Source organism: Pallidibacillus thermolactis, assembly GCF_025660415.1.
In the GTDB taxonomy this organism is placed as follows: domain Bacteria; phylum Bacillota; class Bacilli; order Bacillales; family Caldibacillaceae; genus Pallidibacillus; species Pallidibacillus thermolactis.
This window is the reverse complement of record NZ_JAOUSE010000027.1, coordinates 1-17,229: the sequence shown is the minus strand read 5'-3', so window position 1 is coordinate 17,229 and position 17,229 is coordinate 1. Positions and strand designations below refer to the sequence as shown.

The window sequence follows — 17,229 nt, the reverse complement described above, 5'->3', positions numbered from 1 at the left end:
CATTCAATCTTCCTCTTGTAACATTTTCCTTTCAAATCGTGTAATATCTTGATTCGATCCGATAACAACTAAAATATCCCCTTCTAAAATCACTTCTGAAGCTTGAGGAGATACAATCATATCATGGTTCCGCCGAATGGCAACAATGTTTAATCCATACCGTGCTCGTACATCTAATTCAATTATTGTTTTTCCTGCAAAGGATTGATTAACAGCAATCTCAACTAAGCTGTGCTTATCGGATAACTCTAAATAATCAAGTACATTAGATGAGACTAGATTATGGGCAAGTCTCCTCCCCATGTCACGTTCAGGATGCACAATTTGATCAGCGCCGATTTTCTTTAATACTTTTTCATGATGTTCATTTAGTGCCTTCGCTGTTACTTTTTTTACACCGATTTCTTTTAAAATTAACGTCGTTAAAATACTAGATTGGATATCATCACCAATGGCAACAATGACATGGTCAAAATTGCGAATACCTAAATTTTTTAATACTGATTCATCCGTTGTATCGGCAACAACGGCCTCTGTTACTATTTCAGAGTAATCATTTACAACCTCTTCCTTTTTATCAATCGCTAAAACGCTCATCCCGAGATTGGTAAGTTCTCGACAAATACTACCACCAAATCTCCCCAAACCAATGACGACAAATTCCTTTCTTTTCACAACAATTCCTCCATCAACGATGAAATAATCAATAGTTTGTTTTATCCATGTTTACCATCATGAATTCATTTTATAAAAAATAGTCCATTCCATAACGAATGGACTTGTTAACCAATATCTAACATTTTAAATTGGGCCGTTGTCAGCTTAAAATACTCGCCTTTTTTAGCCATTAATTCATCATGGGTTCCTTGTTCTATGATTTTACCATGATCCAATACGTAGATGCAATCCGAATCACGAATCGTTGATAATCGGTGGGCAATCACAATCGATGTTCTTCCTTTCAATAATTTTCTTAATGCTCTTTGAATGTTAACTTCGGACTCTGTATCAATACTAGCAGTAGCTTCATCTAATATTAAAATTTTTGGATCTGCAAGCAGGGCTCTCGCAAAAGAGATTAATTGTCTTTCACCTACGGATAATATATTCCCCCTCTCCTCTACTTCCGTTTCATAACCGTTTGGCAATTTTTGAATGAAACTATGTGCGCCTATCGCTTCAGCAGCTGCTCGTACCTCCGCATCGGTGGCATCGGGCTTACCAAAACGAATATTTTCCATTATCGTACCTGAAAAAATAAACGTCTCTTGTAAAACGATTGAAATGGAACTGCGTAAACTCTTTAATGAAACATCACGAACATCGTGACCATCAATTAAAACTGCACCACTAGTCACATCATAAAACCGACTAATTAAATTTGCGATTGTTGTTTTACCTGATCCGGTATGACCAACTAATGCGATTGTTTGTCCCGGTTGGATATTCAGATTAATCCCATTCAAAGCAGTACGTTTATCATCATAGGAAAAGTAAACATCTTTAAACTGGATATGGCCGTTAATATGTTTTAACACAATCGGATTTTTCTTTTCAGCAACAAGCGGTGTTTCATCTAGATATTCGAAAATCCGTTCTGAAGAAGCCATTGCCATTAAGAGTTGATTGTATAATTGTCCGAGTCGGGAAATAGGCTCCCAAAACATCCCTAAATAAAAAGCAAAGGAAGCGAAAATACCGATGCCAATTTCACCGGATTGAATTAAAATCGCCCCAAACCCAATTAATACGATCGTGCCTACAGCATTCGTCAGTTCAACAAAGGGACGAAACATCGAATTTTTCTTTATTGCATATCGGAATTTTTCTAACGTATCCGTATTAATACCATCGAAAAACGCCATATTCTCCTGCTCTTGTGTAAAGGACTGCGTAACACGGATCCCTTGCAGTGATTCATTTAAATGGGAATTTAGTTTTGATTGAATGATTCTCACATCTTGCCAAGATCTGCGAATATTTCTCCTCAATTTCGTTGTGATAAAAAACATTAACGGTAAAATAATCATCACGGCCAGCGTTAATATAGGGCTTAATGAGAATAAAATCACGATGATCCCAAAAAGCATAATCAAATCCATTAATATATTGATAACCCCGTTCGTAAATAAATCTTGCAATGAACCCGTATCATTCATAATACGGACAAGTATGGAACCTGCAGATCGTTGGTCGAAAAAATTGTTGGATAAACTTTGTACATGGGTAAATAAATGTTTCCGAATATCATAGATGACATTTTGCCCGAGTTGATTTGTCCAACGAATCCGATAATAATTAGCTAAATAGGAAATTAAATAAAGTACACCGACTATGATAATCAATTGAACTAGTAAATCGGCATCTTTATAATAGATAGCTTTTTCTAAAATCAAGTATCCAATAATCAGAGGGATTGCTAAACGAATCGCTGTATTAATTAAAACAACAATGATGGATTTCGGTAATAAATTTTTTGAATACGGTTTTAAATATTGTAAAAGCCTCAACAATTGTTGCCAATTAAAAGGTTTTTCAATGGCTGTCTCTTGTGAATAACGGAAGCGATTCATCACATTGGGATTGATATGTTTACGGTGGGACATACTTTTCATTATTTATTCACCGCCTGTTGTAAGATCTTAACTTGATCTTGATATTGTATATTGTAAATCCGTTCATAAGGTCCTCCATTTTTTATTAATTCATCATGGACCCCTCTTTCAACAATCTTTCCTTCTTCAAACACTAAAATTTGGTCCGCGTGTTTTATGGAAGAAATACGGTGGGCAATAATAAAAGTTGTTCTGTCTTTCATCACTGCTTGCATCGCCTGTTGTATGGCAAACTCTGTTTCCATATCTACCGCACTTGTTGCATCATCAAGAATCAGAATTTTAGGATTCATACATATCGCACGAGCAATCGATATCCGTTGTCTTTGACCACCAGAAAGGCCCATCCCTCGTTCACCAAGAAGAGTATCATATCCTTCAGGTAGCTCCATAATAAAATTATGGGCATCAGCTCGTTTAGCGGCATCCATTATTTCTTCCATTGTTGCATCCGGCTTTCCATAAGCAATATTCGCTTTGATTGTGGAAGAAAATAAGAACGGTTCTTGTAAGACAAAACCAATTTGGGATCGTAACGTATAGAAATCAAAATCTTTTACATTTATTCCATCAATTAGTACTTCACCTTCTGTTACATCATAAAACCGTGGGATTAATTGTGTAACACTTGTCTTACCTGATCCTGTTGCACCAATCAATCCAACAACACTCCCACTTGGAATTGAAAATGTAATGTTGTTTAATGCTGCTTTTTCATCACCAGCGTATTTTAATGAAACATTGTTAAATGTTACTTCACCTTTTATCTCTATATGTTTTATTGGGTTTTCTTTTTCTTTGATTTCATTCGGTTCTTCTAAAATTTCAAGCAACCGTTCTCCTGATGCTTTTGCTTGAGAAAACATATTGATAATAAACCCGAGATTCATTATGGGCATAATAATATAACCAGTTAAACTGTAAAAAGCGACAAGTTCCCCAGGGTTTAGTTCATTATTAATGACTAATAAGCCGCCATAGGAAAGCAAGACAATGATACAAATATTGCCAATAAACTCCATAAGCGGAAAATATTTTGCCCATATATTGGAGTTGAAAATATTTCGATCGCGAAAATCTAGATTAAAATCGTGAAACCGTTCAATTTCAAAATCTTCTTTAGATAAGGATTTCACCGTTTTAATGCCACTTACATTTTCTTGGACCTTTGTATTTAACTGACCAAAGGATTGCCGTACTTTTCGGAAAGCTGGATGTACCTTTTTGTCAAACTTATGCACAACTACCATTAAAAATGGTAAAGCGAACAGGGTAACGATCGTTAAGCGAATAGAATAGGTAAACATCACAATCATGCTAATTCCTACAAATAAAATAAAGCGAATGACTTCTGTAAAACCATAGGATAAAAAGTGACGAAACCCTTGGACATCGGCCGTAAGCCTTGACATGATATCGCCGGTTTTTGCATTGTCATAAAAACGAAATGGCAAAAATTGTAACTTTTCATAAAGTCGTTTTCTTAATTTATACATTGCTATAATTCCAAACATGTCGCCAGTATATTGTTGAATATATGTAGCAACACCCTTAATCACCATTAATGTGAGATAAGCTAAAATCAAAAATGGAATAAAATCGTATTTACCAGCAATAATGACATCATCAATTGTTTTCTGTAAAACGATTGGATAAACGAGTGTAATGGCAGTTGTTACAATGAGAAATATGATAGAAATGAAAAAATACCGCTTATGGGACCAATAAAATTGTTTTAACTTTTTAAAAGTGTTCAAAAGAAAATTCCTCCCCCATCACGTATATATTCTATAAATATAACGGTTTTCGAAATAATTTTCTACAGTTTTGTTTGGAATTTTATTTTTTTTCTTAAAATTTAAAGAACAATAATTATAGAGACTGGATTTTGGAAATAATGAACACATTTTCTACCTATTTTCCAAAGTGTTTTCTCTCGACTACCGATGGAAATATTTTATCCACCTTATGAAAACAGTTTTTCCTCGGATCTTCCCAAATTTCTGCGTTCATCCGCTTTATGAAAACCGTTTTTTTGCGCATCTCCTTGTATTTTTGCTTTCATGCCCCTTATGAAAACAGTTTTTCTTCAGATTTTCCCAGATTTCTGCGTTCATCCGCTTTATGAAAACAGTTTTTTGTCTCTTCTCCTTGTATTTTTGCTTTCATGCCCCTTATGAAACAGTTTTTTTCAGATTTTCCCAGATTTCTGCGTTCATCCGCTTTATGAAAACCGTTTTTTAGCGCATCTCCTTGCATTTCTGCTTTCATCCCCCTTATGAAAACAGTTTTTCTCCTGATCTTCCCGAATTTCTGCGTTCATCCGCTTCATGAAAACAGTTTTTTGTCGCATCTCCTTGCATTTCTGCTTTCATCTCCCCTATGAAAACAGTTTTTCTCCGGATCTTCCCGAATTTCTGCGTTCATCTAGTTGAATATGCTCTATCCAACTCAAATATAAAAGGACTGCCTATCTAGACAGTCCTATTTTTAGGCGTAATTCATGATACACCTTTTAAATATTGATGTATTACATTAATAAACGCATCAACATGTCTTAATTGGAAAGCAGTATTATAACCCAATAACCAAGTATCACGGCCGATCGGTTCATTATTTTCATTTTTCAGTGGAATTTTATGCATACCAGCACCAATTCCATGTAATGTAATTTCAGGCAAAATGGCATATCCAATGCCGTTTAATGCCATTTGCTTACATGTTTCAATTTGATCAACAACAATCACACGTTTCGGATTCGTTTGAAAACGACGATGCCACCAATCTTGGATTTCTTGATAATAATTGGAATCACTTTTAAATTGAATAAAAGGCCGGTCTGTTTTGACGACATCATCAATATGATCAATTTCTTTATCCACTAGATATAAATGATCCCGAAATAAAAACTTCTTTTCACCTTTCCAATCCGTTGTGCCACGGATAATTCCGATATGAACTTGGTCTTCATATACTGCTTTTAAAATTTCACTACTCCATCCTGTGATTAAAGAAATTTTTGCATGTGGATATTTTTCTACAAAACGTTTTAATACCTTCGGAAGCCAATTTTGACCAACAATCGAAGCACAAGCAATTTTCAATGTACCGTGTACTTCCGATTCCAATGATTGAATCTCTTCGCGGACAAGTTCCTCCTTTGCTAACACTTCATTAGCAAAATCAATAATCTTTTCCCCAGCAGGCGTGAGTGTCAAACCTTTATGGGAGCGAATAAATATTTTTGTGCCCCAATCTTTTTCGATCGACTGTAATCGTTGCGATAATGCTGGTTGCGTAACAAACAATCGCTCCGCTGCTTTTCTCATATTCATTTCTTTGGCTAAAACACTTAACAATTCTAATTCATTTACGTTCATGTTCCACACCTATTAAATTTTTTAATATTGTAAAAAACGATAAAAGACAATTCTATTTTACCATCTATCTTTTTCTATTGAAAAGATCAATCATCCTTATAAAAAAATGGCCTCTTGTAAAGAGACCACGCCGGCAAGTTCAAACCTTTTTATAAATAATATGATTCAGTTGTTTTAACACAGCACTTCTCGTTAGTAAACCTTCAAAATAGCCTTGATCATTTACCGCACAAATGAAAGGAAGATTAATTAACAATTTTAAACCTTTCCTGACAGAATCATGTACGTTTAAAATCGGAATATCTTTGTTCATCACATCTTCAACAGCAATTTTGTCTAATTTTTCAAACTCAATTCTTTCAATCCCCATAATCGCATCTAAAATTAATGGTGTCGTAATTAATCCATGAAGTTTATATTGGGCGTCCAATACTGGAATGCCTGTATACCCTGTTTTCGTTAACACGAGCAATGTATGTTCTAAATTATTTCCAATTTGTACATGGGCAACCCGTTCTGAAGGGATCAATAGTTTGTCAATGCTGCGATCTAGGAAATCCCCAGTTTGCAAATCAATCATAGGCAAGTCTCCCATCATGATTTTTCCGTACCAATTATAATTTTAACATAGATTGGTATATAATTCCTTTATGAAGGGAGCCTAAACTACCTACAAATTTTTACAAATTTCATCATTTACATCACGGCTTCTGTCTGCAACAATTCAAAAATCTCAATTGCAACCATATCGATATCATCAAATTGAAATGCATCGGTTTTACCATCGGAATTAAACACTTTTAATTCAAAGGAATCTGTTTTCACAAAATAATTTACCTTACATTTCCGAACTCCATTTTGTTCAAAATAACGCTCCGAATCTTCTCCAGCTTCCTGCATATTTTTTAATCGAGATAAAATTCCTTCTAATAAAGACATAAAATTTCCTCCTAATCTCATTCAACAAATGTGCATTCTTTTCAAAACGATTCATTTTTAGTACAATCATTCATATAAAAATAGGGGAGTGATAAAATGGAACCAATTATTCTTTATAGTCAACCGGATTGTGTGCCTTGCGAGATTACGAAAAAGTATTTCCAAGATCAAGGAATCAAATATATTGAAAAAAATGTGAAACAAGATAAACAAGCATATAATGAATTAATTAAAAAATACAAGTCTTACTCTACACCAACGGTAGTTATCGGTGATCAGGTATTCTCAGGATTTAAACTGAACGAAATCGAGCAGGCGCTATTCGGTGAAAAATCGAAATAAACCTTTTGCAATCATAATTTCCCACAGGATAAAAAAGTCTATACAAATAAATGTCTTTTCATTTTTTGTATAAGACTTGTTTCATTCTGAACATATAAATGGAGGATCTATTCCCATTTATTTGCTTTTTATTAACTGGTTAAGATCCTCCACTGCTTTCCGGATTGTTCGGTTACGATGATAACCTGTACTTGAAACCGTTACGCCATTTAAGGTAGCATAAACTTTTCCTCTAGCGCCTGTATGAAAAAATCCGTAAACATAAATTTTGCATAATCCGATAGATGTTGGAAGTATGATGACTTCAAATTTTTTCATATTGAACTCCTATACTGTATGATTTCATATCGATTGCCCATTTTATTATAAATTCTTCTTTATGCAATCGTAAAGTATTTTATTTCATAAATTTCATCTTTCATACCAAATCATGTAAAAGGATTAGTATTTTGATAATATAATGTTAAGAGTTGATACAATGACTAAAAAAATTTCAAGAAGGACTTTTTTAAAAAGGATCGGTAAAGGAACTGTTGCGACATTCATCACGGGGATGGTAGGACATTTTTACCTTAAATACTTGGAGCCAAAATGGATCGAGATAACACATCAAAAGATATCCCACTCACTTATCCCAAGTTCTTTTAATAATTTTAAAATTGTTCAGTTTAGTGATACACATTTAGGTTTTCATATGGATTTTGAACAGTTTGAAGCGATTATCGAAAGGATTACTCGGGAGCATGCAGATTGTATCATTTTTTCTGGAGACTTAATTGATAATTTACTTACCTTTTTCGAATACGAGCGAGTTATTATTTTATTAAGTAAACTCCAAGCACCATACGGGAAATTTGCTGTATATGGCAATCATGATCACGGTGGCTGGGGTACAGAGAAATATGCAGAGATAATGACCGCGTCTGGTTTTCAATTATTACATAACGATTCAGTTTTCATAGAAAAGGAAGAAAACGAAAGAATTATTTTGGCAGGAATTGATGAACCTATTTTAGGTACGCCGGATATTCTTCAAACAATCAAAAATAAGCCTTCAGATCATTTTACGATCTTAATTTCCCATGCTCCAGATTTGGCGGATGAAGTAAAACATTTTCCAATTCATTTTCAAATGAGTGGACATACCCATGGTGGACAAGTTCAAATGCCTTTTGTCGGACCTTTGATAACACCACCCATGGGGAAAAAGTATACAGAAGGATTATATGAAATTTCACCGAACTTTTCATTATATGTGAATCGCGGATTAGGTACAACAAGACTTCCTTATCGTTTTCTTTCTCGACCGGAAATCACGATATATACACTTCACAATACAAATTAAAGGAGGTATATGAATGGAATCGGCCCGAAAAGCTTCACAAGATTTCTCTGTTAACACATTAGCAAAAGCATTATTTATCGTTAACCGTCATGCAAAAACAGCGACAGATTCAAAATTTTTATATTCGTTAAAGCATGCTGCTATTCAGAAAATGTTAGAAGAAGGTAAAGCAAAGAAAATTGGCCTCCATTTTTCAAGAAATCCGCGTTATAGCCAGCAACAATTGGATGTCCTTATCTCTTGTGGCAACTACTATTTCCACATCCCCCCTACAAAAGATGATATCCAAAATTTAGAAAACCTAGGTCATTTAGATGATCACGTTCGAAATCCAAAGACGGTATTTCCTTTAAAGGAAGCAAAGCGTGTTTTACAATTGTATACCGGTTTGAAACAACCAAAGCAAACAAATCGCTCCCATCGAAAACCACGCTATCAAAAACCTGTTTTTAAACGACTGGGAGAATAAAGTTTTAAAATGACGGAATCATTTTTATGATAGTTTACAATTATTGGGCTGTATTTAATGGCCCATTTTTCATTTTTCTGATATGCTTCTTCCTTCTGAAATCCTTTCAAACGTAAAAATAAAAGTAATCGATAAAAATCCATTCAACCATTATAAAGATATCTACTTAAAATCTCTTAATCATACCAAAACTAGTCCAAAAGTAAGATAGATCAAATTCTTTTCATGAGTATACTATAAACAATATTAACCATTATAAACGAACACAGTAAAATCATTAAAGGAACGATCACTCATAGTCTTTAACTATCAGAACATCCTTCTTTTCTAAAATTGTATAATTTTCAACATGGATTTCCAATGAACTTTATTTAAACAATTTCAATAAAACCTGGTTTCTCCGCAATAATGAATGAAAAAATTACGACTATTAAAAACAGCCAACCACATGTTGCGGTTAGCTTTCCGTACGTACATTTATACCTCCCAATATTTATACAAAGCTTGTGTACCACTATTTTCTTCACCTTGAGCGGCCAGTTTTTCATACATCTGTTTTGCAAGTGATAAACCTGGTAATGGAATCCCCATCTTTTCCGCCTCATTTAATGCAATCGTCATATCTTTAATAAAATGTTTAATGAAAAATCCTGGAGAATAATCTTCCCGTAAAATTCGTGGCGCATAACTAGATAAAGAGAAACTTGCTGCAGCACCTGTTGAAATCGTATCGACTACTTTTTGTACATCGAGACCCGCTTTTTTGGCATAAACTAATGCCTCGCAAACACCGATCATTCCTGAAGCAATGGCGACTTGGTTGGCCATTTTTGTATGTTGTCCTGCTCCAGCACCACCTAAATATGTAATATTTTTTCCCATTATTTCAAACAAAGGACATACATAATCAAAGGCTTCTTTATCGCCGCCGACCATAATTGCAAGCCGTGCTTCCCTTGCACCAATATCACCACCAGAAACCGGAGCATCTAAAACGGAAATTCCCTTTTTCTTTCCTTCTTCATACAATTTTCTTGCCAGTGTCGGTGAAGAAGTTGTCATATCGACAAGATACGAATGTTTACGGCCGTTTGTAATTAAACCGTTTTCCCCTAAGTAAACTTCTTCCACATCTTGAGGAAAACCAACAATAGTGAAAATAACCGACGCTTTCTCCGCTAATTCTTTTGACGAATCTGCCCACTTCGCTCCTTTTTGTAGTAACGGTTCAGCTTTTGATTTTGTACGAGTATAGACAAATAAAGGATAGCCTGCAGCTAGAATATGTCCTGCCATACTTTTCCCCATTACACCGAGGCCGACAAATCCAACCGTTGGTTTTTCTACTAATGTCATGTCATCTTCCCCTCCCATATCAATGACTATAAATCTAGTTTATCATAATTTTCAAAATCATTAAAAAAAGGTGCCCTTCCATTTAGGACACCTTTTAAAATATTAAAATTTTTACCATAGAAGAAAAGCTATTCTTTACCATTATGCTTTGTTAAAAACGATTCCATGATGAAAATAGATTCTTCTATACCAAAAAAGCGTTACTCAGCCAAACCTTCTTCTTTTAACATATTTTCTAAAGTTTCCTTTGCAGCCTCTTCATCGGCACCATCATATGAAATGCTGATTTCAGCACCGTTCGGAATCCCTAAGGACATAACACCCATAATTGATTTTAAATTAACACTTTTTCCATTATAGGTTAACAATATTTCAGACTCGAATTTGCTTGCACTTTGTACCAGCATGGTTGCTGGACGTGCGTGAATACCCGTTTCAGCTGTTACTTTATATGTTTTTTCAATCATAATCTCACCTCTAAATAGTTAATCGTTGTTCGCATCATGATAAGATTTAAACAACCGTTGTCAATTATATCATATTTCGTCAAATTTCACCTTTAAACGACATTTTTTAACCCTATGAATTTGTAATGAGTCGGTAACTTTGTCGATCATGTATAAATCGTTTTATCATAACCATAAACTTTCCTCATATAAATAAAATCCTAAGATCTATGTATGAAATATAGACATTTCGTTAATTAAGAAACAGCTTCTTATTTCTAAACCACAAAAAAAAGAGGCTATCGTAGTCGATAGCCCCTAGCTGTTATTTTGCAAATACGTGATTTCCGATTTTTACTGTTACTTCTCTTGTTGCAACATATCCGCTTGTCGCTGTTTTTGGATTGTAAAAGAATAACGAACCGTTTCCTTGTCCACGGAATGCCAATGCTTCTTTAACAGCTTTTTTAGATTCTTCATCTGCTGGTAAATCAATTTGACCGTTGGCTACCGGAGTAAACGCATAGTAGCCCGAGTCTTTAGCATAAATAACATCTTTGATTGTATTTGGAAAATCTGGATGGTCTACACGGTTTAATACTACAGTTGCTACAGCGACTTTACCTGCATACGGTTCACCTTTTGCCTCAGCATGTACTAAACGCGCTAATAAATCAAATTCTTCGTCCGTAATTTTTTCTGGTAGTTTTAATTCTTGTCCTGGATAAATCGTTGAAGATTTTAATTGATTTATAGATTTTAAGCTTAATACAGACACACCATATGTTTGTCCGATTTTATATAAAGAATCTCCTTCTTTAACAGTATGAACGGATGCAGCATCTGCATCATTCAACGGCAAGAATGTCATTATTGTTCCAAATGCGATGGTCGTAATAAGACCCTTCTTTATTTTTTTAAACATAAAGACACCTCCAAGTTTATAAGCACATAATCAGCCTAACAACTAATCTAGTTGAATTCATTAGTTGAAACTTGGAAGTACTGTAAATATTTGTCAAAATCAAATTAACTTCTCGGGTCATCTAAATATGTATATAAGACCCTTCCTCCTCTTTTCGCCACTCCACGAAAATGTTTAAAATCACTTCGATGGACTAAAACAGAGCGAAAAACTTCAAAGTCCTCTTTTTCAACGATATATTCAGAGATTTCTTTATTCGCTAATTGATCTAGAATTTTATTTGCTTCTTGATCCGTCATCGAAACTACCTCCGGTTACTAATTTTTTGTTAAAATTCCTATTTTCTGAAAAAAATCTTTACATTTCTTCAATATTATTGCAAACTAGTAATTAATTATAATGAAAGATTGGAGAGAAGTAAATTGAAAAAAGCCAGTGTCGGAAATGTAATCGAATTCAAAAACGGCTTACAGGGAATCGTTGAAAAAGTGAATGAAAACTCAGTCATCGTTAATTTAACATATATGGAAAACTTTCGCGAACTAGATTTACATGAAAGAACAGTTGTGAATCATAAAAATTATAAAATTGTAGCTGATTAAAGATATCGATCATGTATAAAAAGTAAATGATTAATTTTAAGGAATGTAAGCGTTTTACGCTACATTCCTTTCCTATTTTATTATGTATTATTTTTTAAATCGAACAATTTTAAAGAGATTTCAATTTCCAATCTTTTTCAAATGGATGGTTTATGATACAATGTTATCTGAGTTTGAAAGGAGAAAAGCCAGTATATGAAAAAAGTTTTCACTGATTGGAAATTTCTATTAGGACTACTATTAGCCAACGCACTCATATACTTTGCTTACGATCAAAGTAAAGTATTTTGGTATATCCTTACTGGTTCTATGTTATTTCTAATCTCATACTCCATTTTAAATGAAGATGTTGATGACCGCATTACCCTTGGCCAATATTTAATATATGGTCTTTTATCTGGAGTCGCTCTTTACGTCATCTTTTGGATTGGAAATTTTCTAATCAATGGACTTAACATTACCGTCCTTGCTGATCAAGTAACAAAAATTTACAAAAAATTTGCCCCGGAAGTGATTTGGCATTATATCGCTTTAGTGCTCGTTATTATTCCTGGTGAAGAATTTTTTTGGCGAGGATTTGTTCAAAAACGATTACTTGCCAATAGTGGAATTTGGCCAAGCATAATTATATCAACACTCTTTTATAGTATTGTTAGTTTATATTCGGGATATATCGTATTAGCAATCACTGCTCTAATTTGTGGTTTCGTATGGGGATTCCTTTATGCTTGGAAACGAAGTTTACCACTTGTTATCATTTCTCACATCACATTTAATTTATTATTACTTGTATTTTTCCCACTCGTATAAAAAGCTACCTAAAAGGTTTTATTCAAGATTTGTTCTTGATTAAACCGCCTTAGGTAGCTTCCTTTATTTAAAAACAAGAATAAGTAAAAATGCTAAACTTACATAGCCAAACATGGGATACAAAGTAGCCAGTAAAGTACTATAATCTATTAAACTAATCGAGTAACTAACAGCTAGTATACAAGTTGAAACGATGAGCGTACTCCCTTGTGTACCCTTTCGGATAAACCGTTCCAAGCCATACACATTCCCAATCACTGAGGTAAAAATCTCACCATAAATGATAAGAATATAAATGAAATAAAATGTCGGAGCCAAAGTCTCCATCATAACCGCCATCGGTATATGAAAACTCGTGAATCCTGGTAGTTGAACAAGAGTAACATGGCTCGCAATTAAAATAATCGTTAAAGCTGCACCCCCAAGGATTCCTCCCCATTTTACAACCTTTTCATCGCCAATTTCACTGGCTGCCGGTACAAGTACTGCTGTCGCTAAACTGATATTAAAGGAGGCATAAGCAAAACCACTCGTAATCACTTCAAAACTAAAGGGCTCTTTGTGGATAATGTTTGTCCAAAAATCATCCAGTTGAAAAGATAAACTGGCTAACATAAAACTAAAAAAGATGAGTAAAGGAACAACGAAAGAATTTACGAGAACAAGACCATTCGTACCAATCGTTAAGACAAGTAACGTAAGAAAAACAGTAAATAAAACACCAAGTTGTTTTGGCAAATGTAATTGTTCCTCAAACACACTCCCTGCACCTGAAAGCATAACAGCAGAAACCCCAATTAACATGACAAACATCATTACATTTATAATCGGTGTGATATATGGACCAAACATATACATATTTAATTGATGAAAACTTCTCGCCTTTAAGCGAATCGCTAGAAGCATGATTTTTATGCCAAACCAAATAAACAAAAGACCAGCAATCCAAATTCCCAATAAACCAAATGCACCGTATTGCGAAAAAAACTCAACAATTTCCTTCCCTGTTGCAAAACCCGCTCCGACAACTGTTCCGACATAAACCGAGGCTAATTGGAATGATCGTTTCCACTTCAAAACATTCGCCTCCTTTGCCCGCTCTATAAACAACGGAACTCGCATACCTTGTCCAAAATAAGCTTCTGCTTACATCATATGCTAGGTAAAAAAAGTAAGAACTAATAAATCTTAAATAAAGTCTAAATACATTTTTCATCATTTTTTGATGTAAATCACTTGAAAGTCAAAGAAGGTCAAAGTATAATATTAAGTGAACATGGTCAAAGATAGTCAAAGTCAAAATCCAAACGGATTTAAAGGAGGTAGTTTTTATGCTTTGTCAAAAATGTCATAAAAACGAAGCAAATATTCACTTGCAACTTCACTTAAATGGTCAAGAAGTTGAATATACATTATGTAATAATTGTTATAAAGAAACACAACAAAAATTTCAATCGAATTTCGATTCAACAATAAAAAACTTATTCAACCAACCGTTCCAAAATATGATGGGCGGCTTTTCTATCCCGTTTGGTAACCAGAACGCCATGAATGGTCAAAACGGTATACAAACACAAACGGTAAAAACTTCCCGCGGAAAAAATGGTTTTCTCGACCAATTCGGAAAAAATTTAACGGATGAGGCCAGGGAAGGAAAATTAGATCCGGTCATCGGCCGTGATAAAGAAGTCGATCAAGTCATTGAAATTTTAAACCGGAGAAATAAAAACAATCCTGTCCTTATTGGTGAACCAGGGGTTGGTAAGACTGCTGTCGTAGAAGGACTTGCCCAAAGAATTGTCAAAGGTGAAGTCCCATTTAAATTACGTAATAAAGAAGTATATTTATTAGATGTGTCTTCCCTAGTTGCGAATACAGGTATTCGTGGTCAATTTGAAGCGCGAATGCAACAACTGATTTCTGAACTACAAGAAAGAGACGATATCATATTATTTATTGACGAAATTCATCTTATCGTCGGAGCTGGTTCGGCAGAAGGATCAATGGATGCCGGAAATATATTAAAACCAGCCCTTGCTCGCGGTGAATTACAATTGATCGGTGCTACGACATTGAAGGAATATCGGCAAATCGAAAAAGATGCAGCTTTAGAACGCCGATTCCAACCTGTCCAAGTACAAGAACCAACAATTGAAGATACAATAAAAATCTTAAAAGGTTTGCAAGACAAATATGAGGCATATCATAAAGTTAAATATACTGATGAGGCACTACAAGCTTGTGTGCAATTATCGAATCGTTATATTCAAGACCGCTTTCTACCTGATAAAGCGATCGATTTAATGGATATTGCTGGATCAAAAGTAAACTTAACAACATCAATATTAACGCCTGACCAAATCGAAACACGCTTAAATCAAATTAAAGTAGAAAAAGAACAGGCTTTAAAACAAGAAAACTACGAATTAGCGGCAAAATTACGAGATGAAGAAAAGAATTTAGAACAAGAACGTAAAAACGCAAAAAATGTTGGAGAACCAATCGTCGATATCGCTATGATTCAACAAATAATTGCGGAAAAAACCGGTATTCCGTTAGGAAAACTACAAGAGGATGAACAAGCAAAATTAAAAGATCTTGAACAACAACTAGCTTCGAAGGTTATTGGTCAAGATGAAGCAGTCCAAAAAGTAGCAAAAGCGATTCGTAGAAGCCGTGCAGGTTTAAAAGCAAAAAATCGACCAATTGGCTCCTTCCTCTTTGTCGGGCCAACAGGTGTTGGTAAAACAGAATTAGCGAAAACATTAGCTGAACAATTATTTGGTACAAAAGATGCGATGATTCGACTCGATATGAGTGAATACATGGAAAAACATAGTGTTTCTAAATTAATCGGTTCACCTCCAGGTTATGTTGGTCATGAGGAAGCTGGTCAACTTACCGAAAAAGTCCGTCGTAATCCTTACAGTTTAATTTTATTAGACGAGGTAGAAAAAGCTCACCCAGACGTCATGCATATGTTTTTACAAATATTAGAAGACGGACGATTGACCGACAGCCAAGGACGTACAGTAAGTTTCAAAGACACGGTAATCATTATGACTAGCAATGCCGGTCAATCAATAAAAAGTGTTCAAGTAGGCTTCGGTAATTCTGATGAAAATAGCAATTTAAATGTGATGGACAATTTACGTGATTACTTTAAACCAGAGTTTCTCAATCGTTTCGACAGTATTATTCAATTCAAACCGTTAGAAAAAGATCATTTATTAAAAATTGTTGATTTAATGTTGAATGAAGTCCGGGAACAATTACAAGAAGATCATAAGCAGCTCACCGTTTCAGATGAAGTAAAAGAAAAAATTGTTGACCTAGGATATCAGCCACAATTTGGTGCACGCCCATTACGTCGTACGATTCAAGAGCATTTAGAAGATAAGATAGCCGATTTTGTAATCGACAAACCAGATGTAAATAAATTACATGCACATCTTGTTGACAATGATATTGTTGTCTCTGCAAATGACAATGAATAAAAAAAGTTGGGACTGATAAAAGGACGAGCATGGGTACCGACCCCCGAAGTTAGAGTAGAAACTCTAACCTTCGGGGGTCTTTTGTATGGTTTAATACGATGAAAAATTTAAATCTAAGCTTGTTATTGAATACAGACAAGGGAATCTAAGTTATGGAGAATTGGCAAAGAAGTACAATGTCTCCAGAAAAAATCGAATATATGAATGGTTGAAAATATAAGAGTCTAAAGGGGCAGATGGATTAAGAAGGGAAAAGACTAAGAGGAAATATTCTGTTCAATTTAGGGTAACTAACTTTTTTGATTTAAATTGACCTTCGGCTCTCACTTTTTTGGGGTATCTACCCGCTTGTTCTTCCCAACAGTCCCTCTTTAATTCAAAGGCTTTGTTAAAGTTAGTTGTTGATAATTTGATAAACGGGAACTTATGTTCTATAATGGGCTTATCATTATAAAAGTTGGTGATGACGGTGAGAGCAACTGATATTCTTAAAGCTATTCAAA

Annotated in this window: 19 protein-coding genes; 6 read left to right on the top strand and 13 right to left on the bottom strand. The window is 34.5% G+C overall.

The window, feature by feature from the left end; translation table 11 throughout:
- Positions 1–3 precede the first annotated feature (3 nt).
- The 7 genes from OEV82_RS09585 to OEV82_RS09555 all read right to left on the bottom strand — a co-directional run bounded on the left by OEV82_RS09585 (position 4) and on the right by OEV82_RS09555 (position 6,934).
- Positions 4–675 (bottom strand): potassium channel family protein, encoded by a 672-nt coding sequence (locus OEV82_RS09585; protein ID WP_173660018.1) that lies wholly within the window; start codon positions 673–675, stop codon positions 4–6.
- Between the two features lie 107 nt (positions 676–782).
- Positions 783–2,615 (bottom strand): ABC transporter ATP-binding protein, encoded by a 1,833-nt coding sequence (locus OEV82_RS09580; protein ID WP_407672760.1) that lies wholly within the window; start codon positions 2,613–2,615, stop codon positions 783–785.
- Positions 2,615–4,372 (bottom strand): ABC transporter ATP-binding protein, encoded by a 1,758-nt coding sequence (locus tag OEV82_RS09575; RefSeq protein ID WP_263061749.1) that lies wholly within the window; start codon positions 4,370–4,372, stop codon positions 2,615–2,617. The genes OEV82_RS09580 and OEV82_RS09575 overlap by 1 nt, the downstream gene beginning before the upstream one ends.
- A gap of 313 nt (positions 4,373–4,685) precedes the next feature.
- Positions 4,686–4,886 (bottom strand): hypothetical protein, encoded by a 201-nt coding sequence (locus tag OEV82_RS09570; RefSeq protein ID WP_263061748.1) that lies wholly within the window; start codon positions 4,884–4,886, stop codon positions 4,686–4,688.
- A 230-nt stretch (positions 4,887–5,116) separates the two neighbouring features.
- Positions 5,117–5,995, bottom strand: coding sequence for a LysR family transcriptional regulator (locus OEV82_RS09565; RefSeq protein WP_263061747.1), 879 nt, complete (start codon positions 5,993–5,995; stop codon positions 5,117–5,119).
- Between the two features lie 139 nt (positions 5,996–6,134).
- Positions 6,135–6,575: a cyclic-di-AMP-binding protein CbpB gene (gene cbpB, locus OEV82_RS09560; RefSeq protein ID WP_173659478.1), complete on the bottom strand. Its 441-nt coding sequence runs from the start codon at positions 6,573–6,575 to the stop codon at positions 6,135–6,137.
- Positions 6,576–6,691: 116 nt separating this feature from the next.
- The gene (locus OEV82_RS09555; RefSeq protein WP_173659476.1) at positions 6,692–6,934 is read right to left on the bottom strand and encodes a DUF1797 family protein; all 243 of its coding nucleotides are present in this window, start codon (positions 6,932–6,934) and stop codon (positions 6,692–6,694) included.
- Between the two features lie 96 nt (positions 6,935–7,030).
- On the opposite strand from OEV82_RS09555, the gene OEV82_RS09550 reads away from it, so the two are divergent.
- Positions 7,031–7,276 carry a glutaredoxin family protein gene (locus OEV82_RS09550; protein WP_173659474.1) on the top strand — a complete coding sequence of 82 codons (246 nt, stop codon included), beginning with the start codon at positions 7,031–7,033 and terminating at the stop codon, positions 7,274–7,276.
- 117 nt (positions 7,277–7,393) lie between these two features.
- Here the strand turns inward: OEV82_RS09550 and OEV82_RS09545 are convergent, their stop codons facing one another.
- Positions 7,394–7,594 carry a hypothetical protein gene (locus OEV82_RS09545; RefSeq protein WP_173659472.1) on the bottom strand — a complete coding sequence of 67 codons (201 nt, stop codon included), beginning with the start codon at positions 7,592–7,594 and terminating at the stop codon, positions 7,394–7,396.
- Between the two features lie 160 nt (positions 7,595–7,754).
- On the opposite strand from OEV82_RS09545, the gene OEV82_RS09540 reads away from it, so the two are divergent.
- On the top strand, positions 7,755–8,621 hold the full coding sequence (locus OEV82_RS09540; RefSeq protein ID WP_173659470.1) for a metallophosphoesterase: 867 nt from the start codon (positions 7,755–7,757) through the stop codon (positions 8,619–8,621).
- 13 nt (positions 8,622–8,634) lie between these two features.
- Positions 8,635–9,090 carry a YkyB family protein gene (locus OEV82_RS09535; RefSeq protein ID WP_263061745.1) on the top strand — a complete coding sequence of 152 codons (456 nt, stop codon included), beginning with the start codon at positions 8,635–8,637 and terminating at the stop codon, positions 9,088–9,090.
- 477 nt (positions 9,091–9,567) lie between these two features.
- On the opposite strand, the gene OEV82_RS09530 is transcribed toward OEV82_RS09535, so the two are convergent.
- From OEV82_RS09530 to OEV82_RS09515, 4 genes are all read right to left on the bottom strand, one after another.
- Complete coding sequence (locus tag OEV82_RS09530) at positions 9,568–10,446, bottom strand: NAD(P)-dependent oxidoreductase (RefSeq protein ID WP_263061744.1); 879 nt, start codon at positions 10,444–10,446, stop codon at positions 9,568–9,570.
- Between the two features lie 200 nt (positions 10,447–10,646).
- Positions 10,647–10,913, bottom strand: a complete 267-nt coding sequence (locus tag OEV82_RS09525; RefSeq protein WP_317630464.1) for a phosphocarrier protein HPr — start codon at positions 10,911–10,913, stop codon at positions 10,647–10,649.
- Between the two features lie 304 nt (positions 10,914–11,217).
- Positions 11,218–11,817 (bottom strand): cell wall hydrolase, encoded by a 600-nt coding sequence (locus tag OEV82_RS09520; protein ID WP_407672759.1) that lies wholly within the window; start codon positions 11,815–11,817, stop codon positions 11,218–11,220.
- Positions 11,818–11,921: 104 nt separating this feature from the next.
- The gene (locus tag OEV82_RS09515) at positions 11,922–12,116 is read right to left on the bottom strand and encodes a hypothetical protein (RefSeq protein WP_173659464.1); all 195 of its coding nucleotides are present in this window, start codon (positions 12,114–12,116) and stop codon (positions 11,922–11,924) included.
- Positions 12,117–12,239: 123 nt separating this feature from the next.
- On the opposite strand from OEV82_RS09515, the gene OEV82_RS09510 reads away from it, so the two are divergent.
- Together OEV82_RS09510 and OEV82_RS09505 are read left to right on the top strand one after the other, a co-directional pair.
- The gene (locus OEV82_RS09510) at positions 12,240–12,419 is read left to right on the top strand and encodes a YkvS family protein (RefSeq protein WP_173659462.1); all 180 of its coding nucleotides are present in this window, start codon (positions 12,240–12,242) and stop codon (positions 12,417–12,419) included.
- Positions 12,420–12,614: 195 nt separating this feature from the next.
- Complete coding sequence (locus OEV82_RS09505; RefSeq protein WP_173659460.1) at positions 12,615–13,229, top strand: CPBP family intramembrane glutamic endopeptidase; 615 nt, start codon at positions 12,615–12,617, stop codon at positions 13,227–13,229.
- Between the two features lie 63 nt (positions 13,230–13,292).
- Here the strand turns inward: OEV82_RS09505 and OEV82_RS09500 are convergent, their stop codons facing one another.
- Entirely contained in the window at positions 13,293–14,306 is a 1,014-nt protein-coding gene (locus OEV82_RS09500) for a YkvI family membrane protein (RefSeq protein ID WP_263061743.1), read from the bottom strand.
- Between the two features lie 254 nt (positions 14,307–14,560).
- Here OEV82_RS09500 and OEV82_RS09495 point away from each other — a divergent pair, with 254 nt between their 5' ends.
- Complete coding sequence (locus tag OEV82_RS09495; RefSeq protein ID WP_263061742.1) at positions 14,561–16,726, top strand: ATP-dependent Clp protease ATP-binding subunit; 2,166 nt, start codon at positions 14,561–14,563, stop codon at positions 16,724–16,726.
- Positions 16,727–17,229 lie beyond the last annotated feature (503 nt).